The sequence below is a fragment of the Rahnella sp. RcJ3 genome (assembly GCF_009498575.1).
GTDB lineage: Bacteria > Pseudomonadota > Gammaproteobacteria > Enterobacterales > Enterobacteriaceae > Rahnella > Rahnella aceris.
On sequence record NZ_QSNX01000015.1, the window covers coordinates 65,509 to 89,299 of the forward strand.

Annotated in this window: 21 protein-coding genes and 1 other RNA gene; 6 read left to right on the forward strand and 16 right to left on the reverse strand. The window is 53.7% G+C overall.

Annotated features, from left to right (window positions below):
• Positions 1-40: 40 nt before the first annotated feature.
• From gcvH to DXU84_RS18805, 6 genes are all read right to left on the reverse strand, one after another.
• Positions 41-427 carry a glycine cleavage system protein GcvH gene (gene gcvH / locus DXU84_RS18780; protein WP_037036686.1) on the reverse strand — a complete coding sequence of 129 codons (387 nt, stop codon included), beginning with the start codon at positions 425-427 and terminating at the stop codon, positions 41-43.
• A 62-nt stretch (positions 428-489) separates the two neighbouring features.
• A complete protein-coding gene (gene gcvT, locus DXU84_RS18785) occupies positions 490-1,587 on the reverse strand; it encodes a glycine cleavage system aminomethyltransferase GcvT (RefSeq protein ID WP_153376505.1) in 1,098 nt (365 codons plus the stop codon).
• Between the two features lie 452 nt (positions 1,588-2,039).
• Complete coding sequence (ubiI, locus tag DXU84_RS18790) at positions 2,040-3,266, reverse strand: FAD-dependent 2-octaprenylphenol hydroxylase (protein ID WP_131638280.1); 1,227 nt, start codon at positions 3,264-3,266, stop codon at positions 2,040-2,042.
• A gap of 17 nt (positions 3,267-3,283) precedes the next feature.
• A complete protein-coding gene (gene ubiH / locus DXU84_RS18795; protein ID WP_126125100.1) occupies positions 3,284-4,462 on the reverse strand; it encodes a 2-octaprenyl-6-methoxyphenyl hydroxylase in 1,179 nt (392 codons plus the stop codon).
• A gap of 1 nt (position 4,463) precedes the next feature.
• Positions 4,464-5,780, reverse strand: a complete 1,317-nt coding sequence (pepP, locus tag DXU84_RS18800) for a Xaa-Pro aminopeptidase (RefSeq protein WP_013576786.1) — start codon at positions 5,778-5,780, stop codon at positions 4,464-4,466.
• 58 nt (positions 5,781-5,838) lie between these two features.
• Positions 5,839-6,411, reverse strand: coding sequence for a YecA family protein (locus DXU84_RS18805; RefSeq protein WP_015690331.1), 573 nt, complete (start codon positions 6,409-6,411; stop codon positions 5,839-5,841).
• Positions 6,412-6,664: 253 nt separating this feature from the next.
• Here DXU84_RS18805 and zapA point away from each other — a divergent pair, with 253 nt between their 5' ends.
• From zapA to asr, 4 genes are all read left to right on the forward strand, one after another.
• On the forward strand, positions 6,665-6,994 hold the full coding sequence (gene zapA, locus DXU84_RS18810; protein ID WP_013576788.1) for a cell division protein ZapA: 330 nt from the start codon (positions 6,665-6,667) through the stop codon (positions 6,992-6,994).
• A gap of 47 nt (positions 6,995-7,041) precedes the next feature.
• A non-coding RNA gene (gene ssrS, locus DXU84_RS18815) (6S RNA) lies at positions 7,042-7,225 on the forward strand.
• Between the two features lie 39 nt (positions 7,226-7,264).
• Positions 7,265-7,861, forward strand: coding sequence for a 5-formyltetrahydrofolate cyclo-ligase (locus DXU84_RS18820; protein ID WP_015690332.1), 597 nt, complete (start codon positions 7,265-7,267; stop codon positions 7,859-7,861).
• Positions 7,862-8,132: 271 nt separating this feature from the next.
• Positions 8,133-8,543, forward strand: a complete 411-nt coding sequence (asr, locus tag DXU84_RS18825) for an acid resistance repetitive basic protein Asr (protein WP_013576790.1) — start codon at positions 8,133-8,135, stop codon at positions 8,541-8,543.
• A 311-nt stretch (positions 8,544-8,854) separates the two neighbouring features.
• Here the strand turns inward: asr and serA are convergent, their stop codons facing one another.
• The gene (serA, locus tag DXU84_RS18830; RefSeq protein WP_013576791.1) at positions 8,855-10,093 is read right to left on the reverse strand and encodes a phosphoglycerate dehydrogenase; all 1,239 of its coding nucleotides are present in this window, start codon (positions 10,091-10,093) and stop codon (positions 8,855-8,857) included.
• A 350-nt stretch (positions 10,094-10,443) separates the two neighbouring features.
• Positions 10,444-11,106 (reverse strand): ribose-5-phosphate isomerase RpiA, encoded by a 663-nt coding sequence (gene rpiA, locus DXU84_RS18835; RefSeq protein WP_013576792.1) that lies wholly within the window; start codon positions 11,104-11,106, stop codon positions 10,444-10,446.
• A gap of 227 nt (positions 11,107-11,333) precedes the next feature.
• Here rpiA and DXU84_RS18840 point away from each other — a divergent pair, with 227 nt between their 5' ends.
• Positions 11,334-12,236, forward strand: a complete 903-nt coding sequence (locus DXU84_RS18840; RefSeq protein ID WP_013576793.1) for a LysR family transcriptional regulator ArgP — start codon at positions 11,334-11,336, stop codon at positions 12,234-12,236.
• 28 nt (positions 12,237-12,264) lie between these two features.
• On the opposite strand, the gene DXU84_RS18845 is transcribed toward DXU84_RS18840, so the two are convergent.
• A complete protein-coding gene (locus DXU84_RS18845; protein ID WP_153376506.1) occupies positions 12,265-13,173 on the reverse strand; it encodes a LysR family transcriptional regulator in 909 nt (302 codons plus the stop codon).
• Between the two features lie 106 nt (positions 13,174-13,279).
• Here DXU84_RS18845 and DXU84_RS18850 point away from each other — a divergent pair, with 106 nt between their 5' ends.
• Positions 13,280-14,122 (forward strand): SDR family oxidoreductase, encoded by an 843-nt coding sequence (locus tag DXU84_RS18850; RefSeq protein ID WP_153376507.1) that lies wholly within the window; start codon positions 13,280-13,282, stop codon positions 14,120-14,122.
• A gap of 57 nt (positions 14,123-14,179) precedes the next feature.
• Here the strand turns inward: DXU84_RS18850 and DXU84_RS18855 are convergent, their stop codons facing one another.
• The 7 genes from DXU84_RS18855 to fbaA form a co-directional block, all read right to left on the reverse strand.
• On the reverse strand, positions 14,180-14,956 hold the full coding sequence (locus DXU84_RS18855; RefSeq protein ID WP_370461814.1) for an oxidative stress defense protein: 777 nt from the start codon (positions 14,954-14,956) through the stop codon (positions 14,180-14,182).
• A gap of 103 nt (positions 14,957-15,059) precedes the next feature.
• On the reverse strand, positions 15,060-15,677 hold the full coding sequence (argO, locus tag DXU84_RS18860) for an arginine exporter ArgO (RefSeq protein ID WP_112150875.1): 618 nt from the start codon (positions 15,675-15,677) through the stop codon (positions 15,060-15,062).
• A 181-nt stretch (positions 15,678-15,858) separates the two neighbouring features.
• Complete coding sequence (gene mscS / locus DXU84_RS18865) at positions 15,859-16,746, reverse strand: small-conductance mechanosensitive channel MscS (RefSeq protein ID WP_013576798.1); 888 nt, start codon at positions 16,744-16,746, stop codon at positions 15,859-15,861.
• A gap of 136 nt (positions 16,747-16,882) precedes the next feature.
• Positions 16,883-18,151 carry an MFS transporter gene (locus DXU84_RS18870; protein WP_112150877.1) on the reverse strand — a complete coding sequence of 423 codons (1,269 nt, stop codon included), beginning with the start codon at positions 18,149-18,151 and terminating at the stop codon, positions 16,883-16,885.
• Between the two features lie 60 nt (positions 18,152-18,211).
• Entirely contained in the window at positions 18,212-21,310 is a 3,099-nt protein-coding gene (locus tag DXU84_RS18875) for a beta-galactosidase (RefSeq protein ID WP_153376509.1), read from the reverse strand.
• Between the two features lie 134 nt (positions 21,311-21,444).
• The gene (locus DXU84_RS18880; RefSeq protein ID WP_013576801.1) at positions 21,445-22,527 is read right to left on the reverse strand and encodes a LacI family DNA-binding transcriptional regulator; all 1,083 of its coding nucleotides are present in this window, start codon (positions 22,525-22,527) and stop codon (positions 21,445-21,447) included.
• A gap of 136 nt (positions 22,528-22,663) precedes the next feature.
• On the reverse strand, positions 22,664-23,743 hold the full coding sequence (gene fbaA / locus DXU84_RS18885; protein WP_013576802.1) for a class II fructose-bisphosphate aldolase: 1,080 nt from the start codon (positions 23,741-23,743) through the stop codon (positions 22,664-22,666).
• Positions 23,744-23,791 lie beyond the last annotated feature (48 nt).

Here is a 23,791-nt window from a genome sequence, read left to right on the forward strand (position 1 = left end):
CCCCGCAAGCGGTTTGCGGGGCGGGTAATGCAATGTGTAATTACTCGTCGATGGACGCTGAGTAGGCTTCTGCATCAAGCAGCTTAGCCAGTTCGCTTTCGTCTGACGCTTTAATCTGGAACAGGAAACCGGTGCCGTATGGCTCGCTGTTGACCAGCTCCGGAGAACCTTCCAGTTCGCCGTTAACTGCAACGATTTCGCCGCTAATTGGAGAGTAAATATCTGACGCCGCTTTGACGGATTCAGCCACGGCGCAGTCTTCACCGGCGGCAACTTCACGGCCGACTTCTGGCAGATCAACGAAAACCATATCGCCCAGTAACTCCTGTGCGTGTTCGGTGATGCCTACGGTATAAACGCCGTTGCCTTCTGAACGTATCCACTCGTGGGAGGATGCGTATTTCAAATCTGCTGGAACATTGCTCATGTTACTTTCTCCAAAAAAGTGCTTAATTCAGCGTTAACCGGATAATTTTTATCACGAATTCGTTACTGCACCAGCGGTTTGCCGTTACGGACAAAACCGGGTTTGGTGACTTTTACCGGCATTTCACGGTTGCGGATCTGCACAATGGCATTTTCGCCAATGCCTGCCGGAACGCGTGCCAGTGCAATACTGTAGCCCAGCGTCGGAGAGAATGACCCGCTGGTGATCACGCCTTCCAGCGTGTTGCCCGCGCTGTCGGTGAATCGCACCGGCAGTTCGTTACGCAATACACCTTTCTCGGTCATCACCAGGCCGACCAGCTGTTCGGTGCCCTGCTCGCGCTGTCTTTCCAGTGCGTCACGGCCAATAAAGTGACGGTCTTCCGGCGCCCAGGCGATGGTCCAGCCCATGTTGGCCGCCAGCGGTGAAACGCCTTCGTCCATTTCCTGACCGTAGAGATTCATGCCTGCCTCCAGACGCAGCGTGTCGCGCGCGCCCAGACCGGCGGGCTTCACGCCTGCTGCCAGCAATTTCTGCCAGAAATCCGCCACCTGCTCTTGCGGCAGCGCGATTTCATAACCCGCTTCGCCGGTATAACCGGTTGTCGCGATAAACAGGTCGCCGGCCTGCACGCCAAAGAACGGCTTCATTCCCGCGACCGCTTGTTTTTGCCCGGCGGTAAACAAGGTTTCCGCTTTTTCTTTCGCCTGCGGCCCCTGTACAGCGACCAGCGCCAGATCATCACGCACCGTCAGTTCAACGGCGTACGGTTCTGCATGCTGCGAAATCCATGCCAGATCTTTCTCGCGGGTTGCGGAGTTAACCACCAGACGGAAATAATTTTCGTTGAGGAAGTAAACAATCAGGTCGTCGATCACGCCGCCGGACGCATTGAGCATACCGGTATAGAGCGCTTTGCCGGGAACGGTGAGTTTGGCGACATCGTTCGCCAGCAGGTAACGGAGGAATTCACGGGTACGGGCACCGTGGAGATCGACAATGGTCATGTGCGAGACGTCAAACATACCGGCATCCTGACGCACGATGTGGTGTTCATCCAGTTGGGAGCCGTAATGCAGAGGCATCATCCAGCCGTGGAAATCGACCATACGCGCACCGCACGCAACATGTTGTTCATAAAGCTGAGTCTGCTTAACCATCTTATTCCTCATTTGAATACAAATGCATAAACGGCACACCACGTAAAAACCCAAAATCATTCGTGTTAGATCAAGGCGGCAACTGAGTGAATCCCCGGGAGCATACATAAGTATGTGACCGGGGTTCGCGAAGGAAGCCAACGCGGAGATAGCTCGAATGATGACGGGATTTTGCGTGGTGGCGCAAACGATACCCTTGCTCGAACTTACCACTGAATAAGCTCACTAACCATAAGTTAAAATATGCAGAGCAGAATGAATGTCAGTGATCTCACAAGGGCATTGTGCAGAGTTTTTGACTGGTAAACTGGGGTTTGTGGCGCAAAATCTACAAATAAACATCAAAAGTATCGATGTTATATAACGACAAGGCCGGATTTCTCACCATTTGCAGAATGAGAAATCCGGCCCCGGATTAGAAAATGTAATGGAAAAATTGAGCTAAAATTAGATTATTTCAATCGAAGCGAATCGTCCCGTAACCATTCCGGTAAATCATTCAGCCCCATTGCCTGGCGGACCAGTTTCGGCTTCACGCCCGGCAGGGAATCCGCCAGCGTCAGGCCAATATCACGCAGCAGTTTTTTGGCCGGATTGTCACCGGCAAACAGTTCGCGGAAGCCCTGCATCCCGGCAAGCATCAGCGCAGCGCTGTGTTTACGACGACGCTCGTAACGACGCAGGTACATGTGCTGGCCGAAATCTTTGCCTTCTTTTTGCAGGCGTTTGATTTCGGAGGCAAGTTCTGCGGCATCCATAAAACCTAAGTTGACACCCTGCCCGGCCAGCGGATGCACGGTGTGTGCCGCATCGCCCACCAGCGCCAGACGTTGTCCGGCAAAACTGCGGGCATAACGACCGGTCAGCGGGAAGGTCAGGCGCTCGCTTTCTACGGTACAAATCCCCAGGCGCAGGTCAAAGGTACTGGCGAGGATTTTGTTGAACTCTTCAGGCTCCAGCGCGCTCAGGCGCTGCGCTTCATCCGGCGAAACTGACCAGACAATAGAAGATAAATGGGTATCGGCCAGCGGCAGAAATGCCAGAATGCCTTCGCCGTGGAATACCTGGCGTGCAACAGACTGGTGCGGCTCTTCAGTGCGGATGGTCGCAACCAGTGCATGATGGCGATAATCCCAGAATGTCAGCGGGATATCGGCGTGCTTACGCAGCCACGACTGTGCGCCATCCGCGCCGACCACTAAACGCGCGCTGAGCTGACGTTCATCACTCAGGGTAATGAAGGCTTCATTTTCTCCCCACGCCACATTTTTCAGTGTTGCCGGTGTGAGCAATGTGATGTCGGAAGATTTTTCCGCACGTTGCCACAAGGCGCGGTGGATCACCTGATTTTCAATAATATGACCCAGATGGCTGAAACCGTATTCTTCGCCGCGGAACGCGATTTTGCCGAAGCTGTCGCGATCCCAGACTTCCATCCCCTGATAGGCATTGGCACGCTGCGCAATAATGTTGTCCCAGACGCCGATATATTTCAGCAGACGTTCACTGGCAGCATTGATCGCTGAAACCCGCAAGCCAGGCTGTTCCGGCAAGGGCGTATCAAGATCCGGCTGCTGATTTTCCAGTACGGCAACACGCAGACCGCTGCCCTGTAATCCGCACGCCAGCGCCAGACCAACCATTCCGCCACCGGCGATAACCACATCAAAAGATTGCATAATTTTTCCTGTAGGGATTAACGGTCAACCCAACCTAACGTTCTGCGAGTGAAAGCATCGCGTAATGGCGTAATGCCTTCCATCGCCAGTAAACCGAGATTGCGCCCGACCATTAACGGCAGCCAGCGGTTGGCAAAGAGGTGGATCAAACCATCGGTAACGCCGACAGTTGCCTGCTGATCGGGCTGACGGCGCTGCTGATATTCACTCAGCACACGGTAACTGCCGACATCGGCACCTTGTGCCGCAGCATTAGCCAGTGTTTCCGCCAGCGTCATGACGTCGCGCAGGCCGAGGTTAAAACCCTGTCCGGCAATCGGATGCAGCGTTTGCGCCGCGTTGCCAACCAGCGCCAGACGGTGGCTGATGTGACTATTGGCTTGCTGTAATTGCAGCGGATAACTGAACCGTTTACCGGCCTGCCGGAAGGTGCCCAGTCGCCAGCCGAAAGCTTTTTGCAACTCACTGAGGAACTGCGCTTCGCTCCAGTGATCAATCTTGCCTTTCGCTTCGCGCGGATGACACCAGACCAGCGAACTGCGGCCATCGGACATCGGCAGCAGTGCCAGCGGACCGTGTTGGGTGAAACGCTCGAAAGCACGATTGTTGTGCGGCTCGCTGGTCGCCACGTTGGCGATGACGGCAATCTGGCCATAATCTTCACGCTGCCAGCCAATATTGCAGGCTTTTGCCAGCGAAGAATGCGAACCGTCAGCGGCCACCAAAAGCTGTGCTGTCAGCGTTTGACCGCTGTCGAGCGTCACGCTGGCGGAATCTTGTGAACGCGCGACATCCATAACTTTCGCCGGACAATGCAGCGTGACGCCGGGTGCATTTTTCAGCATCGCAAACAGGCGCTTACCGACTTCATGCAACTCAACCACCTGCCCCAGCGCCTCAACGCCATAATGCGCGGCATTGAGATTCACAAAGGCCGCGTGACCACGATCGCTGACATGGATATCACGGATTGGCGTGGCGATTGCCGCCAGGGCAGACCAGATCCCCACCCGCGATAATTGCTGGCAGGTTCCCTGTGCCAGCGCAATCGAGCGGGCATCAAAGCCCGGGTGTCCGTGATGTTCCGGCGCAGTGGCTTCCACCAGATGCACCGCCAAACGTCCCTGCGTCAGCGAGGAAATCGCCAGCGCCAGCGTGGCGCCGGTCATGCCGCCGCCAACAATTACGATGCTCATATTATTTCTTTGCCGCCGCCATTAACGCTTCAATATCATCGGCTTCTTTCACCACATCGCCGGTCAGAATTTCAATACCGGTGGTGGTGATCAGAATGTCGTCTTCAATACGAATACCGATGCCGCGGTATGCTTCCGGTACGTCGGCATCCGGCGCGATATACAGACCCGGTTCAACGGTCAGCACCATGCCCGGCTCCAGCGTACGGCTGCGATCCACTGAGCCATAATGGCCGACATCATGAACGTCCAGCCCCAGCCAGTGGGAAAGACCGTGCATGAAGAACTGGCGATGTGCCTGCTCCGCGTAAAGGGTTTCAACATCACCTTTCATCACGCCCAGTTTGACCAGACCTTCAATCATCACGCGAACTGCGGCTTCGGTCGCGGCCTGAATGCTGCTGCCCGGCCCGAACACTTCCAGCGCTTTATATTCTGACGCCAGCACGATGTCGTAGATTTCGCGCTGCGCTTTGCTGAATTTGCCGTTCACCGGGAACGTGCGGGTGATATCACCGGCATAACCCTGATATTCACAACCAGCGTCAATCAGCACTAAATCGCCGTCACGCAGTTCACATTCGTTTTCGGTGTAATGCAGGATGCAGCCATTTTCGCCGCCGCCCACAATAGTGTTATAGGAAGGATAACGTGCACCGTGACGGGTGAATTCGTGATGAATCTCGCCTTCAAGCTGATATTCGAACATGCCCGGACGGCATTTTTCCATCGCACGGGTATGGGCCAGCGCGGTGATGTGTCCGGCACGGCGCATGACGGCAATCTCTTCAGCCGATTTGAACAGGCGCATGTCATGCACCCACGGACGCCAGTCGGTGACAGTGGCCGGGGCCGAGAGATTCTGACGGAAGCCTTTGCGCAGCTTTTCCATGGCACGGTTAACGATTTCATCCGCATAGGCGTAATCGCCCTGTGCGTGATACAGCACGTCGAGACCGTTAAGCAGCAGATGAAGCTGATCGTTGATATCATCAAAAGGCAGCGCTTTGGTCACGCCAAGCCTGGCGGGCGCGGCTTCCTGACCTAAACGACGACCAAACCAGATTTCAGCGGTGAGATCACGGACGCGGTTAAACAGGACGCTGTGGTTATGATTTTCATCACTTTTCACCAGGATCAATACCGCTTCCGGCTCATTGAAACCGGTGAAATACCAGAAATCACTGCTCTGACGATACGGGTATTCACTGTCGGCACTGCGTGGTGCTTCGGGCGCAGAAAAAATTACCGCAGCACTTCCCGGGGCCATCTTCGCTAACAGCGCCTGACGACGATTCTCGTACTCTTGCTGAGTCATCACCTTCTCCTGAAATCGTTTTAATGAGTGCAATCAGTTTATGTAATGCAATGTACCATCAATGCAAAGTACGGTGATTTTCCGCAGCCGTCGGGCGGCTGTGGCCAAATTCACCAAAGCACAGAATGGCGGCAACACGGACGTACTCCACCACTTCCTCTAAAGATTGCGCCAGTTGTTCCTGATCTTCATCTTCGTCGTAGCCCAGTTGCGCGATGCTGCGCAAATCGTCGATCGCTTCACCGACTTCGCCTTTCACTTTGGCGAGTTTTGGCTGCATCATGCCCAGGCCAAGCAGGAAATGGTTAACCCATCCGGCCAGCGCATCGGCACGCTCAAAGATGTGTTTTTCATCGTCGGGCATCAACATTTTGAATTCGAAGCTGTCATCTTCGAGAGTGTCTGACGTCACTTTGCGCAATTGTTGCAGCAAATCTGCCAGCGTGTGCGGGAAGGCCATACCTTCGTTAGTCAGATCATGCACCATCGTCAGCCAGCTGCCGTCGCGATTGCCACCGCACAGCAAACCACTGATCAAACCGTGCATTTCTGCTGCGGTCAAAGCAACCGATTGTTGTTTCAGGTTTTGATCCAACGAATCGTAAGTAGGGTAAGTATTCTCTATAGACATGCGCATTCGCCATCGTTGGCAGGTTAAGTTCGTGTTATGCTACCACCAAGGTCTGTCGTAGTACCAGATTAGCAGCCCGTGATGGGGTGGTCTTAAACATGAATGGCACGCTCTGAACAATCGGGCAGCAGTCAGCCGGTCATGGGGTTGTAACCTGGTATTGAGATAGTTATAGTGGCGCCCGCTTCCAACATCCTGCGCCAGGTCGTAGTGGTCACGTTGGGGCGGACGAATAAATCAGCAGGAAGGTGGCATGTCTGCACAACCGGTAGATATTCAAATTTTTGGTCGCTCTTTACGGGTGAATTGTCCGCCAGAACAACAGGAAGCACTGAATCTGGCAGCTGAAGATCTTAATCAGCGGTTGCAAGATCTGAAAGTTCGCACTAGAGTCACCAATACGGAGCAACTGGTATTCATCGCGGCATTGAACGTATGTCACGAACTTGCTCAGGAAAGGTTGAAAACGCGCGACTACGCATCCAATATGGAACAACGTATACGGATGTTGCAACAAACCATCGAGCAGGCATTGCTCGAACAAGGCCGGATCTCTGAACGTGAAGGGGCGCCTTTCGAATAAAACACGTTGCTGACTGACTGGTCACAGGTCGTCAGAAACGGTAAAAAATTTCTCTGAGATGTTCGCCAGCGGGCCCGTCCCCTGAGCCGATAATTAGTACCAACAGAATGTGATGATCCGTAATCGGTGCGCATGCTCGGTCCGTCCGAGAAGCCTAAAGATTGCGACAGCACGTTCACCTTGAACCATGGGTTCAAGGGTTACAGCCTGCGACGGCATCTCGGAGATTCCCCTTTCTTTTTGGTACATCCCTTTCTGGTGTTTGTATCTATGCCCTACACGCCACTTTTTGCTTCTGCCCGACAAACCATCCGCAGTGAAATACGCCAACGCAGAAATACGCTGACCGCTGAACAGCAAACTCATTTTGCGCTGCAGGCTGCAGAACGCGTTGCAACCCATCCGAAAATTCATTCCGCCACTTCAGTCTCCCTGTTTCTGTCCTTTGATGGTGAGCTGGATACCGCACCGTTGATCGCCCGTTTGTGGAACGAAGGCAAACAGCTTTGTCTGCCAGTGCTGCACCCTTTCTCGCCGGGTAATCTGCTTTTTCTGCGTTATACGCCCGATACGACGCTGGTGCGCAACCGGCTCAACATTCTTGAGCCACAACTGGATGTCACGCAGGTGATCCCGCTGGCGCAGCTGGATATCATCCTGACGCCGCTGGTGGCGTTCGACAGTGCGGGGCAACGTTTAGGTATGGGTGGTGGCTTTTATGACCGCACACTTGAGCGCTGGAAAGAAGGCGGGCCGTATCCGATCGGATTAGCGCACGATTGTCAGCATGTCGATGCTTTACCGGTGGAACACTGGGATGTGCCTTTACCTGAGGTCATCACGCCTGGAAAAGTGTGGAGATGGTGATGCCAGACGATATAAATCCACGGTAAGCAGAGTGCCAGCCAGAAATAGAAAGCATACCTCATAAGTATGTTGTAACTAAGCTTGAAATCCGCACGTCTCCCTCGCTTTTTAAAAACCCAACCCATTGAAATTAATAATACTTTCTCTTTATACATACCGTTACACGCCGAAACCAATCACTCACGGACAGCAAGGTTTGTCACGCCTATTATTCTCACATCGGCCCCGCAGTGGGGTAGACACACAAACCAAGATCCCTGAGGAATTAAAGATGAAAAAAGTATTAGCTCTGGTTGTAGCCGCTGCAATGGGCCTGTCTTCTGTCGCTTTCGCTGCTGAAACTACCGCAACGCCGGCACCTGCTGCTACCACAACCACCGCAGCTCCGGCTCATGCCACTAAGCATAAAGCACACAAGAAACCTGTTCAGAAAGCGCAAGCTGCCAAGAAACACAAAAAAGCCGCTAAAAAAGCACCAGTCGCTCAGAAGGCGCAGGCGGCTAAGAAACACGTGAAACACGCTAAAAAAGCGGCTCCTGTTGCTCAGAAAGCGCAGGCGGCTAAGAAGCACGTGAAACACGCTAAGAAAGCGGCTCCTGTTGCTCAGAAGGCGCAGGCGGCTAAAAAGCACGTGAAACATGCTAAGAAAGCTGCTCCGGCTAAAGCAACTCCGGCAGCATAAGAAGTCACTAAGAAGTCTTTGTGAACGAATCTGTTCACTCTTATCAAGACTGAAAAATTTAACACCCGGTTCGCCGGGTGTTTTTTTCTCCGTTTTCTGCCCTGAGGTACTGACAGATGATGCTGCGCCGCTACCTGTTCGAAATCACTTTTTCATCAATGATCCTCTGCGGTCTGATTACCCTGTCCTTTTACTTCTGACGTTTTGATCCCCCCTTTATTCCCTCTGCAGACATTTTTTAACGCCCTGATGCCATAAAACAAAAAACCGCCTTTCGGCGGTTGGTATTTTGTCTGTTTCAGAAAGGCTTATCAGTAAAGCAAACGGGCACGAATGGTTCCCGGAATCGCCTTCATCAGTTGCAGCGCGGTAGTCAGCGTATTGATATCCGTTTCTGCATCAATCACCACATAACCGATTTCTGGACTGGTTTGCAGGTACTGCGCAGCAATGTTGATACCCTGTTCCGCAAAAATCTGGTTGATGCTGGTCAGCACACCCGGACGGTTTTCGTGGATATGCAGCAGACGGCTGGCTTTCTCGGTGTGCGCTGGCAGAGACGCTTCCGGGAAGTTGACCGCTGACAGTGTAGAACCGTTGTCAGAGTATTTCGCCAGTTTGCCTGCCACTTCGAGGCCGATACCTTCCTGCGCTTCCATCGTCGAACCGCCGATATGCGGCGTCAGCAATACGTTGTCGAATTCACACAGCGGAGAATTGAACGGGTCACTGTTAGTCGCCGGTTCTTCCGGGAAGACGTCGATAGCCGCACCGGAAAGATGTTTGTTGCGCAGCGCATTGCACAGCGCAGGAATGTCGATGACCGTGCCGCGTGAGGCATTGATCAGCAGTGCGCCAGGCTTCATCTGCGCCAGTTGCAACTCGGAGATCATGTCTTTGGTTCCGGCTGTTTCCGGCACATGCAGCGTGACGACGTCGCTGGTATTGAGCAATTCTTCCAGTGTGGCAATCGGCTGCGCGTTGCCCAAAGGCAGTTTGCTTTCGATGTCATAATAGAAGACGCGCATCCCCAGGCTTTCCGCCAGAATCCCCAGCTGCGTGCCAATGTGACCGTAACCGATGATACCCAGACGCTTGCCGCGCGCTTCGAATGAACCGACCGCCAGCTTGTTCCAGACACCACGGTGCGCTTTCGCATTCGCTTCAGGAATGCCGCGCATCATCAGCAACATCTCGCCCAGCACCATTTCCGCAACCGAACGGGTGTTGGAGAAGGGTGCGTTAAAGACCGGAATACCGCGACGGGTCGCAGCTTTCAGATCTACCTGATTGGTGCCGATACAGAAACACCCAACAGCCACCAGTTTTTCGGCTGCCTGGAACACTTCTTCAGTCAGCTGAGTACGCGATCGGAGTCCAACAAAGTGCGCATCACGGATCGATTCTTTCAGCGATTGCGTGTCTAAAGCACCTTTGTGAAATTCAATATTGGTGTAACCCGCGGCACGGAGTGTATCAACCGCACTTTGGTGGACGCCTTCCACTAACAAAAATTTAATCTTGTCTTTCTCAAGTGATACTTTTGCCATTTCCCGACCCTATATTTTTCTGGCTGAATTCGAACTGCAAGATGACTGCTCACAGTCAACATAACAAAAAATCCGCCATCATCAATACAAACGATTGCCTGCCCCCCAGCAGAAGGCTCAGCACGCCTGCCGGTTTTTAGCATTTCATGCTGGTTCAATTTTACTGTGCCAGACGTTCAGGAGGAGAAATACAGAAATGTGACATAAGTCACCAAATTAAAGCCTTTGAAGAAAAGATGATTCAGTCAGAAAATTATCATCTTCATAACATTGCGTTATGACAGCGCAATGACGAGGCTTAGGCTGGCTGCCTTGCCCTAAAGCAGCCAGATCTTCTGCTTATATTCTGATTACTTCAGTTTGACGGTTTTGACACCTTCAGAAGTCCCGACCAGCGCCACGTCAGCACCCCGGTTGGCGAACAGGCCGACAGTCACAACACCGGCAATACTGTTGATCTTATTTTCCATCGCGACGGCATCAAGAATGTTCAGGTTATGCACATCAAGGATCACATTGCCATTGTCTGTCAGCACATTCTGGCGGTATTCCGGCAGGCCGCCGAGTTTAACCAGTTCACGCGCAACATAAGAGCGCGCCATTGGGATCACTTCCACCGGCAGCGGGAATTTACCCAGCACATCAACCTGCTTGGAAGCATCCACGATACAGATGAATTTTTTGGCAATCGCGGCAATGATTTTTTCGCGGGTCAGCGCAGCGCCACCCCCTTTGATCATCTGCATCGAGCCGTTGATTTCATCCGCGCCATCGACATACACATCCAGCGAATCCACTTCATTGCTGTCGAAAACATGAATACCCAGACTCTTCAGTTTTGCGGTAGAAGCATCGGAGCTTGAAACCGCACCTTCAATCTGGCCTTTGATGGAACCCAGTGCATCAATGAAATGTGCGGCGGTGGATCCGGTACCGACACCGACAATGGTGCCCGGCGTGACGTAATCCAGTGCGGCCCAGCCGACTGCTTTTTTCAATTCTTCCTGCGTCATAATGGCTTCTCTGTCTGATAACACGTAAGTGGCGTGAATAGTTCGGTGGAACGAAGAGTGCCGGTGATTATAAAGCATGTCCCGGCAATTTGGATAAACAACACCGCAGCCAGATCACACTTATTAAGTGCAATTGTGCTGCAAACACAAAGATTTTCCTCACCACAAATCCTGACAATCTGTGGCATAGTGTTCGGATAAAATTAAATCTAAGGGACAGAACTCCGATGAAACGCCCGGACTATAGAACGCTGCAGGCACTGGACGCGGTGATCCGTGAGCGCGGTTTTGAGCGCGCAGCGCAGAAGCTTTGCATCACACAATCGGCCGTCTCTCAGCGCATTAAGCAACTGGAAAATTTGTTTGGCCAGCCGCTGCTGGTTCGTACCGTTCCACCCCGGCCGACTGAACAGGGACAGAAATTACTGGCCTTGTTACATCAGGTGGAATTACTGGAAGAAGAGTGGCTTGGCAGTGACAGCAACAATGAAAGCAATGATACACCTCTGCTGCTTTCACTGGCGGTCAACGCCGACAGTCTGGCAACCTGGCTGTTACCGGCGCTGAAATCAGTGCTGGTTGATTCCCCTATCCGCCTGAATTTACAGGTGGAAGACGAAACGCGCACGCAGGAACGTCTGCGTCGTGGTGAAGTGGTGGGCGCGGTAAGTATTCAACCCCAGCCACTGCCGAGCTGTCTGGTGGATCAGCTTGGTGCGCTGGACTATTTGTTTGTGGGTTCGAAACCTTTTGCTGATCGCTATTTCCCGAACGGCGTTACCCGCTCCGCCTTGCTGAAAGCGCCTGCGGTAGCGTTTGACCATCTGGACGATATGCATCAGGCCTTCCTGCAACAGAACTTCGATTTATCGCCGGGCAGCGTGCCGTGCCACATCGTTAACTCGTCGGAAGCCTTTGTGCAACTGGCCCGTCAGGGCACCACCTGCTGCATGATCCCGCATCTGCAAATCGAGAAAGAGTTGGAAAGCGGCGAGCTGATCGACCTGACGCCCGGCCTGTTCCAGCGCCGTATGCTTTACTGGCACCGTTTTGCGCCCGAAAGCCGCATGATGCGTAAAGTCACCGATGCACTGATCGCCCACGGACATCAGGTGTTGCGTCAGGACTGACAGAATTATCCGGCGTGAAAAGCGGCGTTTAACCGCTTTTCTCCCGGACCATCTCGATCAATGCCCGCAGGCTCGCGGGCACATGCCGGTTGCCCGCGAAGTAGAGAAACAAACCGGGGATTGGCGGGCACCAGTCTTCCAGCACTGCAATCAGCCGCCCTTCTTTCAGCGCAACCTGCGCATAATCTTCAGGAACATACGCGATCCCCAGCCCGTCCTGTGCGGCCTCAATCATCAGTTGCGTATTATCCAGCGTCAGATTTCCCGGCACATCCACCGCCACTTCCTGTCCGCGTTTGTGGAACTCCCAGCGATAGCGTTTTCCGCTGGGCAGGCGCTGACGCAGACACTGATGGCGGGCGAGATCATCCGGCGTTTCAGGGGCGGGATGCGCCGCAAGATAATCCGGCGAAGCCACGGCCAGAAAGCGCATGTCGGGGCTGAGCCGCACGGCGATCATGTCCCGTGGAACCGCTTCTCCCAGCCGGATCCCTGCGTCAAACCCTTCCCCGACAATATCCACCAGCTTTCCTTCCGCCACCAGATCCAGCGCCACACCGGGATAACGCGCCATGAATTGCGGCACAATATTACGCAACAACAAGCGGATAGCGCCCTCGCTGCCGTTGATACGTAATTCACCCGTCAGCCTCCCCGGCTCGCCTGCTACGTCTTCCAGCGCCGCATCAAGCCCGTTCATCAGCGGATTAATCCGTTTCAGCAGGCGTTCACCCGTTTCGGTCAGTGACACACTGCGCGTCGTGCGGTGCAAAAGGCGTGCGCCAAGACGATCTTCAAGCCCGCGCATAATATGGCTGAGCGAGGATCGGGTAATGCCTAAAAGATCGGCGGCACGGCGGAAACTGCGGTGTTCAGCAACAGCCATAAAGGCCCTGAGTTCTGCCAGGGTCGGTTTACTCAATAATGGTTTGCTCATTGGTGGGGAATATTCACCTGTTCATGCGGGTTATTGGGTATTAACGCAACAATAGTATTGCCCTACCCTGAATGTCTGGCAACTTCTGCAACAGAGGCATTTGATAATGGCAAAGACATGGTTTATTACCGGCACATCGACCGGCCTTGGACGCCTGCTCACTGAACAGCTACTTGAGCGCGGTGACCGGGTGATCGCCACCGTACGCAAGCCGGGTGCGCTTGACGCCTTACAGGCGATCTATGGCGATCAGTTGCATAGCATCACGCTCGACGTCACAGACACTCCGGCAATCAGAGCAGCCGTTGCCGGAGCATTCGCTAAGATGGGACGTATTGATGTCGTGGTCAGCAATGCCGGTTATGGCCTGTTCGGCGCAGGCGAAGAAAGCAGTGACGAACAAATCGACAGGCAGATCGCCACTAACCTGGTGGGTTCGATCCAGCTTATCCGCGCCGTTTTACCCCACCTGCGCGGACAAGGTGGCGGCCGGATTGTGCAGGTTTCATCGGAAGGCGGACAGATCGCTTATCCCAACTTCAGTCTTTATCATGCGACCAAATGGGGGATTGAAGGGTTTGTCGAATCCGTTGCGCAGGAAGTGGCACCGTTTGGCATTGATTTCCTGATCGTGGAACCCGGCCCGACCAGCACAGAATTTGGCGCCGGGCTGGATCATGCCACGCCCTTGCCGTGCTATGAAAAGACACCCGCCGGTGAGGTACGCCGGGCGATTGCATCCGGTGATTTCGCCATTAAAGGTGACGCGGTAAATACTGTCCGGGCGATGATCACCGCTGCCGATGCCGTCAGTCCGCCACTACGTCTGGCGCTGGGCAGTACCGCTTATGCCTCGATCAGCCAGGCGCTGACAGAAAGATTGCGGGTGCTGGAAGCACAGAAACAGGTGACGTTTTCAGCCGATAAAGAAGTCCGACAGGCAACATAAAAGGTCAGAAACAAAAAACCCGCCGGAGCGGGTTTTTTCATTTTTACAGATTCATTCTTACTGAGCCGGAGCCGGGGCTGGTGCAGGTGCAGGTGCAGGTGCAGGTGCAGGTGCCTGAGGCTGCAATTCGAATACCACATCGACCTGATCGTCGAAATGAATACTTTGCTGCTCGTAGGTTTGCGCGACATCGCTCTGCCCTGCGGCTTCGGCTGTTTTATACATACGCGCCACCGGCATCGGCTGGTAGTTAGCAACGTGATAACGAATGCTGTAAACCGGCCCCAGTTTGGTATGGAAACCTTCGGCCAGCGATTTTGCCTGCTGCGTGGCGTTTTCAATCGCTTTCTGACGCGCTTCATCACGGAATTTATCCGGATTGGCGACGCCCAGTTCAACCGCACGCACTTCATTCAGGCCGGATTTCAGCGCGCCATCCAGCAGTTCATTCAGCTTGTCGAGCTGACGCAAAGTTACCTGAACCTGACGCACGGCGCGGTAGCCCTTGAGCTGTGACGTGCCATCTTTCAGGTAGTTATATTCCGGCTGAGTACGCAGGTTCGCCGCATTGATATCTTTTTTCTCAATGCCGTTTTTCTGCAGGAAAGCAAAGTACTCTGCCACGCGTTCATCAGCCTGCTTCTTGGCGCTGGCTGAATCGTTCGCCGACACGCTGACTTCAATCGCCAGTGTCGCGATATCCGGCGTGGCATCCACGCTTGCGGTGCCTGACGTCACGACGTGCGGCCCGGCAGGTAATTCTGCCGCCTGTAACGCCAGCGGTAATGTCCCTAATCCCAACATCGCTGCTACAGCCAATGCTTTCAGTTTCACAGTGCCTCCATTAATCATCAAAGATCTGGCAATAGATAGGTCAAACAATCTGCGAAACCGTAGCATAATCCGTTACAACAGAAACTAAGATTAGTGACAAAACTTAAAATACCCCGGTCTGACGCGCCAGTTGTATTGCAATTCCCCACATAATTGCACCGACGATAAAGTTGATGACGCGCTGCACTTTGCCGGTATTCAGCCAGGGCGCGAGCATGGCGGCGAGGATCGCCAGCCCGAAGAACCACATCACCGACGCACTGACCGCGCCGAGCGCAAACCACGAACGCTCATCATGGCTCAGGCTGCCGCCCAGACTGCCGAGCACCACGAAAGTATCGAGATAAACATGCGGATTCAGCCAGGTCACCGCCAGCATGCTGACGACAATTTTCCAGCGACTTTGCTTCGCCACTTCAGCCTGCGCCAGTTCAGGGTTTTTGCTGAATGCCGTGCGAAATGCGCCCCAGCCATACCACAGTAAAAATGCCACGCCCCCCCAGCTCACCAGCAACAGCAACGTCGGAGATTTGCTCAGCAACGCGCTTCCGCCAAAAATGCCGCCGCAAATCAGCGCGATGTCACTCAGGGCGCACAAACCGGCGATCATCAGATGATACTGACGACGGATGCCCTGATTCATCACAAATGCATTCTGCGGGCCAATGGGTAAAATCATCGCGGCGCTCATCGCCAGTCCTTGCAGGAAAATAGCCAGCATGGGATATCCTTCAGAGAGTGAATAACAGAGATTGCGCGCAGTGTAAGGGCTTAGCCGGTATAAGAGGAAATGGATATTTCTAATCGCTCATTAGACTGGCTTATCAGTGGCAGGATGATTTTTCAGGCATGAAAAAGGCGCCCGCAGGCGCCTGTGAAAATCTGAATCCGGGAAGCATACTTTATTCGAAAGTGCGTCGTTCTTCCTGCTGGTTGCCCGCCGCATTCGCCACCTGATACAGGTGAACATCCATCTGCGGATACGCAATATTGATATTGTTTTTATCCAGCGCGCGTTTGAACGATTCCAGCAGATCCCATTTCACGTTCTGTGCATCACCGTTGCTGGTCCAGGCGTACACAATGAAATTCAGGGTTGAAGCTGCCATTTCGTTGAGGCGAACCACGACGTCTTTATCTTTCAAAACACGCTGATCGGCCGTAATGATGTCGGTCAGGATCGTTTTCACCAGATCGATGTCTGAGTCATAACCCACGCCCACCGTCAGCTCGATACGGCTGGTCGGTTCGCGTGAATTATTGATGATGTTACCGGCGATGATTTTACCATTCGGCACCACAATGATTTTGTTGTCCGGCGTACGCAGGGTAGTGGAAAAAATTTGTACCTGAGTGACGGTACCGGCCACGCCGCCGAGATCGACATATTCACCGGCACGGAACGGACGGAAGATCACCAGCAAAACGCCGGCCGCAAAGTTGGACAGCGACCCCTGTAATGCCAGACCGACGGCCAGACCGGCGGCACCGATGACGGCAATCACGGACGTGGTTTGCACGCCAATCCGCCCCAGAACCGCAATCAGCGTGAAGGCGATAATCGCGTAACGCACCATGGCGGAAAGGAAGTCGGAAACGGTGATGTCAATACCACGAACTTTTAAGACCCGGCTGACGGCACCGGAAACGACACGGGCGATAATCATCCCCACAATCAGAATGAAGATCGCTGCCACAATATTCACCGCGTAATGAAGCAGTAACGCCTGGTTTCTCACCAACCAGTTGCCAGCATTATTGATGCTGCCCACAACGTTTAAATCATCCATTTAAAGTACCCCAAAATTACACCCTCACGGGCTGCAAGAAACCAAAGCTGCCCCGTTTAATGAGGCAGCAAGTGTTCTGTAAGGTTAACTAACAATGCGATGAAGTGCCAATTTCGCAGCAAAGAGTTCAGATAAATTAAGAATTTGCGTGGCTGTTTTTTAACGGTTCAGGGGTTTTGAATGCCTGAAGGGGGCCGCGGCCGCTCAGCGTAAAGGCAGCAATCACCGTGAAGGTCAGCGCGATGACTCCGAGGATCAGATAGGTGCCGTGGAAACCGATTCGGTCATACATGTTGCCCGCGAAAACGGACATAAAGATGATCGCCACCTGTTTGAAGAAGCAAAAAGTCACCAGATAAATCGTCGCCGAGAAACGCACCTCAAACACAGACGTAATGTACTTGAAGCAACCGACAATCAGGAACGGCACCTCAAACATGTGCAAGGTTTTCAGCACCACCACTTCCAGCGGCGATGACGCGAAAGACGAGCCGATGATGCGCACTGACATGATGGTACCGGCCAGCAGCAAAGCATTCTTGCCACCAATGCGGTTTACTATCAGCGGTGCGAAAAACATGATGCAGGCGTTGAGCAGTTCGCCCATCGTGGTCACATAGCCAAAGACGCGCGTCCCTTCAGAAGATGACGTGAAGAAGGAGGTAAAGAAGTTGGCAAACTGCTGATCGAACACGTCGTACGTACAGGAAACACCGATGACGTACAGCGCCAGGAACCACAGCTTCTTGTCTTTCAGCAGTTCGAGGGCGAGTTTGAGATTGAACGGTTTGCTGTTCGCCCCCAGTTCGTTGGCCACGCGCGCGCTGGACGTGACTTCCGGTTTGGCGATTAGCAACAGGATAGCGAGGATCACCGCACAGCCGGAGCCGAGCCAGAACACAAATTCATTGTTGATGGTAAACATGATGCCGACCACCGATGCGCAAAGCGCCCAGCCGACACAACCGAACATACGTGCACGGCCAAATTCAAAGCTGCTGCGACGGCTGACTTTCTCGATATAGGCTTCAATCGCAGGCGCACCGGCGTTGTAAATCAGGCCAAGGTAAATCCCGCCCACCACCGAACCGAGATAGATATTAATTTTCAGTAACGGCCCAAACACGTAGATAAAGAATGGCGCAAACAGGATCAACATGCCGGTGATGATCCACAGCAAATGCTTTTTCAGCCCCAGTTTATCGGCGAGTAAACCAAACACCGGCTGGAACAACAGTGAGAACAGCGAAATGCTGGCGAAGATAATGCCGGTGTCGCTTTTGCTGATCTGATTAATATCATGCAGCCAGATCGGGAAGAACGGGAAGTAGGCACCCATGATGAAAAAGTAAAAGAAGAAGAACAGCCCGAACATCCAAAAGTTAGTATTTTTCAGGTAATACATAAGCATTTTCCTTACGTCTGAATATCGCGCCGCCGGGGATTAACATGGCGGCGCAGGCTGTCAGGCACGTTTCCAGGTGAACGAATAATGGTACTGACCGGCTGTCAGCAGGAAATCAGGGCTGACGCTCGGGCTCCACGAATCATCACCGCCGACGCCCATATGGAAGCCGTCGATGTTCAGCCAGGTGCCCTCTTCTTCACGCAACAGGTGACGATGGCTGGTGTCCATCAACTGTTGCAGGCTGTAGCGGCTCAGGCCAAAGTGGAAATTGCCACGCAGCGTCCATCCGGCGTAATCCAGCTCACGGGTCTCTCCGCGCAGACCGTTTTCGGTCGGGAAAACGTAAGGCGTGTACATCTCTGTCAGCGGCAAATTCCAGCGCCCGTGCTGCGCAGCCAGACGGCGATCCGGGTAGTTTTCATGCGGCCCCAGGCCCAGCCAGCTAACGTTTTTTGCGGTTTCAGCCAACTGACAGGTCAGGCCAATGCGCCCCGGTGACGGCACGTTTGATGCCACGCGAACCTCCGCGCTGATATGCAGTTCGCCCTGATTATCAATGCGGAAAATCTTGCGGCTCAGCAGTCGCGTTTCTTCCTCCGCCATAAACGCGTGAGTGGTCGTGATCACTACCCCGTCCTGTAACTGATCGGCGGAGATGTTTAATAAACGCGATTCCAGCCGGTACATACCCGCCGCTTTCCAGCGCTCAACCCAGGCATTCGGGTCAATACGGGTGACTTCGCTGACACCGATATCGTTATCTACCGGCGCACGGACAAACTGGTCGCGCAAGGCGGAAAGCAGGCGCGGCGTTTTGCCATCGAACCACTGTTCCAGCAATCCGCTTTGCTGACTGAACTGCCAGCACTGCGCGCCGTGCAGTACGGAAATCACATCACCTTGCTGATCGAGAACCGGCGTGGCGGCAGAGATTTTTTCCGGCACCGGCAATATCAGCGGTTGCGGCAACTGCCATTGATCCCAGGCACTGCGGTGTCCGGCTTCTGACCACGCAGTTGCCTGTGGCTGGTATACCGCAACATTCAGCCACAAATCGCCTTCTGCCTGCGGTATATCGCCCAGATTCAGGGTTTGTTTGCCGTTGGGCGCGATATTCAGTACCGCCTCGCCCTGCGAAATGACTTCGCCGTCACGTTCGATGCGCCAGACTAACTGCTCATTATCACTGTGCCGGAACAGGTATTCGCTTTGTATTTCAATCATCAAAGGCGAAGTGCCTGTGAGCGAGAACTGGAAAAATTGCTGGGCGCGCTGGGCTTCAAATAAGGACGGATGCGGAGTGCGGTCAGCGAATACCAGACCGTTCATGCAGAACTGCCGGTCATTTGGCGTATCACCAAAATCGCCGCCGTAGGCCATATAACGCTCACCGTTTTCGCTGGTGCGCAGCAGACTCTGATCAACCCAGTCCCAGACAAAACCGCCCTGCAGACGCGGGAACTGACGGAACGCTTTCCAGTATTTATCAAAGCCGCCAAAGCTGTTGCCCATCGCATGGGCGTATTCGCAGAGGATCAGCGGACGCGTTTCGTCCGGCATGCTGATCCACTTTTTAATCGACCATTTCGGTACCGCCGGGAACGGCTGATCCTGCTCAACGCGGGAATACATCGGGCAGATAATGTCGGTCGCCGCGCTGTTGGCGCCGCCGCCTTCGTACTGCACCGGACGGGTCGGATCGACAGATTTGATCCAGCGGTACAGCGCGTCATGAGTGGCGCCATGACCGGACTCATTGCCCAGTGACCAGATGATGATGCACGGATGATTGCGGTCGCGCTGAACCATGCGCGTCACGCGTTCGCTGAAGGCGTTGAACCACACCGGATCATCCGACAGACGGTTCATCGGCTGCATGCCGTGGGTTTCGATATTGGCTTCATCCACGACGTACAGACCGTATTCGTCACAGAGCCGGTACCACAGCGGATGGTTCGGATAATGCGAGCAGCGCACGGCGTTGAAGTTGTGTTGCTTCATCAGCACAATGTCCCGGCGCATGGTGGCCTCATCCATCACCTGACCGTTTTCAGGATGATGTTCGTGGCGGTTGGTGCCGCGGATCAATACCGGCTGGCCGTTCACTTTCAGCAGCCCGTTGCTGATTTCCACCTGACGGAAACCGACGTCACAGGCCTCGGCTTCAATAAGCTGGCCCTGCGGAGAAATCAGGGAAATGACAGCACGGTATAAAGCGGGCTGTTCAGCGCTCCATAATGCGGGCCGGCTGACCGGCAGACGCAGCGTGGTGCGGTCAAATGCCGTCCCGCGTTCATCAATGATTTCACTGCCGAGCGGTTGCTGATGTTCTGCGACCGGTTTATCGCCCTGCCACAACTGGACGCGCACCTGATAATCAGCCGCGGTGTCCGGCGGTACCGCGGCGCTGACTTGCACTTCCAGTTCGGCCTGCGTGAAGCCGTAGAACAGATGCGTGCGCACCTGCATGTCAGTAATTTGCTCTGCCGGTTTATGCAGCAAGGTGACATCGCGGAAAATCCCGCTCATGCGCCACATATCCTGATCTTCCAGATAGCTGCCGTCGCTCCAGCGCAGCACCATCACCGCCAGCCGGTTTTCACCCGCATGCAGCACATGACTGAGATCGAATTCCGCCGGTAAACGGCTGTCCTGGGAATAGCCGACCCACTGACCGTTGCACCATAAATAGAACGCAGAATTGACGCCGTTAAACACGATGCGCGTCTGCCCGCTGCTCAGCCAGTCATTATCCACAGAAACTGTGAGCGAGTAACAACCAGCAGGGTTTTCTTCCGGCACAAACGGCGGATTGACCGGGATCGGATACTGAACGTTGGTATAAATCGGCGCGTCGTATCCCGCCAGTTGCCAGTTAGAGGGCACCTGCACAGCATCGGCCTCAGCCAGATCCTGTTGCAGCCATTGCTCCGGCACGGCTCCAGGACGGTTAAAATAGCTGAACGTCCACTCGCCATTCAGGTTACGAATTTTTCCTGAAGCCTTGTTGCTTCTCGCTTCCTCTGCATTTCGCCAGCTGTTGAACGGCGGGTGTGCGGGTAATCGGTTGCACTGCGTCGAGGCCGGTTTTTCCCAGTCACGGCGGGCCAGAACAGTGGCCAGCGATGATAATTTATCTTCCGCTGATGGATTCATAATATCTCCCCGTTAAATTGTTATGCGCTCACAATAATATAAACATGCGTAACCGGAGAGAGTAAGTAAAGTGCGGGGATGCGGGAAAGGGACGCGGATCACAAATTCCGCGTCAGTCAGTTCTTAAAAAAGATTTACAGCGCGCTGAGCTGACGTGCGATGCGGATCAGTTCCTGCGATAAAGTTTCCTGCGACACAGTGTCTGTACCCGGTCTGGCGGTTGTATGGCGTTCAACTAAAGAAGTGGGCAGTAACAATGAGGACTGCGGGTGATCGCCATGCGTATGCAGATGCTCTACCAGCCGGTTAATGCTCTCGTGACCGAGCAGGCGGAAATCCTGTTTGATGGTGGTCAGCGGCGGGAAGAAAAATGCGCTGTCTTCAGTATCGTCATAGCCCATCACCGAGATTTGCTCCGGCACCCGCAGGCCAAACTCATGGACCGCGCGCAGTACGCCCAGCGCCATCTGATCATTGGCGACCAGGATCGCCGTAGGGCGTGCGGGCTGATTGAGCAACAATAATGCCTGCTGGTAACCCGAAGCCGCGCTCCAGTCGCCATGCTGAACCGCGCACGGCGTAATATCGTGCAATGCCAGCGTATTCAGCCAGCCTTCATAACGTAAGCGTGCAGATATGGATTCGAGCGGGCCGGTCAGTACGGCGATCTGCTGATGTCCGAGCGCCAGCAGATGTTCGACGCCCTGCTCTGCCCCGCAGTGAGGATCGAACAGAATTTTAAACACATCGGCCTGCGGATCGACATCCAGAAACAGCGCCGGTAAATTGCCGCAAAGCTGTGCGATCGCGTCTGCGTCCTCATTCGACAACGGCACGTTAATCAGCACGCCATCGACACGCTGTGACATCAGTTCATTCACCGCCGTACGACACGCGGCAAGGCTCAGGTTATCAATCATCGATATCACGACGTTGAAACCTAGCTGATTTGCGCGGGTTTTCATTGCCGACGCGATTTGTGAAGGGGCGTGTAGCGCCAGCTCGGTGGTCGCCAGCCCAAGGGTGTAACTTTGTTTGCCCGCCAGTTGCTGGGCGACACGGTTCGGGACGTAATTCAGCGCAGCCATTGCCTGTTCGACTTTGTTGCGCGTTCTGACCGAGACGTGTGCAGCCTGATTCAGGACGCGCGAAACGGTCTGATAAGACACACCGGCGTGGCGCGCGACATCATCGAGGGTGACAGATTTTGGCTTCATGGCTCTCTCTTCGGGGATTCTGGCGAAACACGGATAACGGGCTATTGTGGCCGGAAAGCAGGCAATAAAAAAGGGGCCGAAGCCCCTTTGACGATTATCCTCACATTCCGGTGGTCAAGCACCGGAAGCGTAAGAATTACAGTACGTCGATTGCGTTCAGTTCTTTGAATGCCAGTTCCAGGCGAGTCACCATGGAAGACTGTGCAGAACGCAGCCATACGCGCGGGTCATAGAATTTCTTGTTAGGTTTGTCCGCGCCTTCCGGGTTACCCAACTGACCTTGCAGGTAAGCTTCGTTTTTCTTGTAGAACTGCAGGATACCGTCCCAGTTAGCCCACTGAGTGTCGGTATCGATGTTCATTTTGATAACACCGTAACCTACAGATTCTTTGATTTCTGCTGCAGTAGAACCGGAACCGCCGTGGAATACGAAGTTCAGGCTGTTGTGTGGCAGGTTATGTTTCTTGCACACGTATTCCTGAGAATCACGCAGGATAGTTGGAGTCAGTTTAACGTTACCTGGTTTGTAAACACCGTGTACGTTACCGAATGACGCAGCGATAGTGAAACGCGGGCTGATGGCGTTCAGTTTTTCGTATGCATAATCAACGTCTTGCGGTTGAGTGTACAGTGCAGATGCGTCCATATGGCTGTTGTCTACGCCATCTTCTTCACCGCCGGTACAACCCAGTTCGATTTCCAGAGTCATGTCGATTTTTGCCATGCGAGCTAAATACTTGCTGCAAATTTCGATGTTTTCTTCCAGAGACTCTTCAGACAGGTCGATCATGTGAGAAGAGAACAGTGGTTTACCGGTTTTCGCGTAGTGAGCTTCACCCGCGTCCAGCAGTCCGTCGATCCATGGCAGCAGTTTTTTCGCGCAGTGGTCGGTGTGCAGGATAACTGGCACGCCGTAATGTTCTGCCATCTGATGCACATGGTGTGCGCCAGAGATTGCACCCAGGATTGCCGCGCCTTGTGGCACGTCAGTTTTCAGGCCTTTACCGGCGATAAACGCAGCGCCACCGTTAGAGAACTGAACGATAACCGGTGAACGGACTTTCGCAGCAGCTTCGAGAACGGCGTTGATAGAGTCGGTGCCTACGCAGTTAACCGCTGGCAGAGCAAATTTGTTTTCTTTAGCAATAGCGAAAACTTTCTGTACATCATCACCAGTGATAACGCCTGGTTTTACGAAATCAAAAATTTTAGACATAGTTCTTTGTCCTGTATTCGTCGGCCGTAGATGGATTGAATCGGTTTG

What these genes read in the sequence shown, in the direction of transcription:
- gcvH (WP_037036686.1), bottom strand. Translation starts at nt 427, where the DNA reads ATGAGCAATGTTCCAGCAGATTTGAAATACGCATCCTCCCACGAGTGG.
- gcvT (WP_153376505.1), bottom strand. Translation starts at nt 1,587, where the DNA reads ATGGTTAAGCAGACTCAGCTTTATGAACAACATGTTGCGTGCGGTGCG.
- ubiI (WP_131638280.1), bottom strand. Translation starts at nt 3,266, where the DNA reads ATGCAATCTTTTGATGTGGTTATCGCCGGTGGCGGAATGGTTGGTCTG.
- ubiH (WP_126125100.1), bottom strand. Translation starts at nt 4,462, where the DNA reads ATGAGCATCGTAATTGTTGGCGGCGGCATGACCGGCGCCACGCTGGCG.
- pepP (WP_013576786.1), bottom strand. Translation starts at nt 5,780, where the DNA reads ATGACTCAGCAAGAGTACGAGAATCGTCGTCAGGCGCTGTTAGCGAAG.
- DXU84_RS18805 (WP_015690331.1), bottom strand. Translation starts at nt 6,411, where the DNA reads ATGTCTATAGAGAATACTTACCCTACTTACGATTCGTTGGATCAAAAC.
- zapA (WP_013576788.1), top strand. Translation starts at nt 6,665, where the DNA reads ATGTCTGCACAACCGGTAGATATTCAAATTTTTGGTCGCTCTTTACGG.
- DXU84_RS18820 (WP_015690332.1), top strand. Translation starts at nt 7,265, where the DNA reads ATGCCCTACACGCCACTTTTTGCTTCTGCCCGACAAACCATCCGCAGT.
- asr (WP_013576790.1), top strand. Translation starts at nt 8,133, where the DNA reads ATGAAAAAAGTATTAGCTCTGGTTGTAGCCGCTGCAATGGGCCTGTCT.
- serA (WP_013576791.1), bottom strand. Translation starts at nt 10,093, where the DNA reads ATGGCAAAAGTATCACTTGAGAAAGACAAGATTAAATTTTTGTTAGTG.
- rpiA (WP_013576792.1), bottom strand. Translation starts at nt 11,106, where the DNA reads ATGACGCAGGAAGAATTGAAAAAAGCAGTCGGCTGGGCCGCACTGGAT.
- DXU84_RS18840 (WP_013576793.1), top strand. Translation starts at nt 11,334, where the DNA reads ATGAAACGCCCGGACTATAGAACGCTGCAGGCACTGGACGCGGTGATC.
- DXU84_RS18845 (WP_153376506.1), bottom strand. Translation starts at nt 13,173, where the DNA reads ATGAGCAAACCATTATTGAGTAAACCGACCCTGGCAGAACTCAGGGCC.
- DXU84_RS18850 (WP_153376507.1), top strand. Translation starts at nt 13,280, where the DNA reads ATGGCAAAGACATGGTTTATTACCGGCACATCGACCGGCCTTGGACGC.
- argO (WP_112150875.1), bottom strand. Translation starts at nt 15,677, where the DNA reads ATGCTGGCTATTTTCCTGCAAGGACTGGCGATGAGCGCCGCGATGATT.
- mscS (WP_013576798.1), bottom strand. Translation starts at nt 16,746, where the DNA reads ATGGATGATTTAAACGTTGTGGGCAGCATCAATAATGCTGGCAACTGG.
- DXU84_RS18870 (WP_112150877.1), bottom strand. Translation starts at nt 18,151, where the DNA reads ATGTATTACCTGAAAAATACTAACTTTTGGATGTTCGGGCTGTTCTTC.
- DXU84_RS18875 (WP_153376509.1), bottom strand. Translation starts at nt 21,310, where the DNA reads ATGAATCCATCAGCGGAAGATAAATTATCATCGCTGGCCACTGTTCTG.
- DXU84_RS18880 (WP_013576801.1), bottom strand. Translation starts at nt 22,527, where the DNA reads ATGAAGCCAAAATCTGTCACCCTCGATGATGTCGCGCGCCACGCCGGT.
- fbaA (WP_013576802.1), bottom strand. Translation starts at nt 23,743, where the DNA reads ATGTCTAAAATTTTTGATTTCGTAAAACCAGGCGTTATCACTGGTGAT.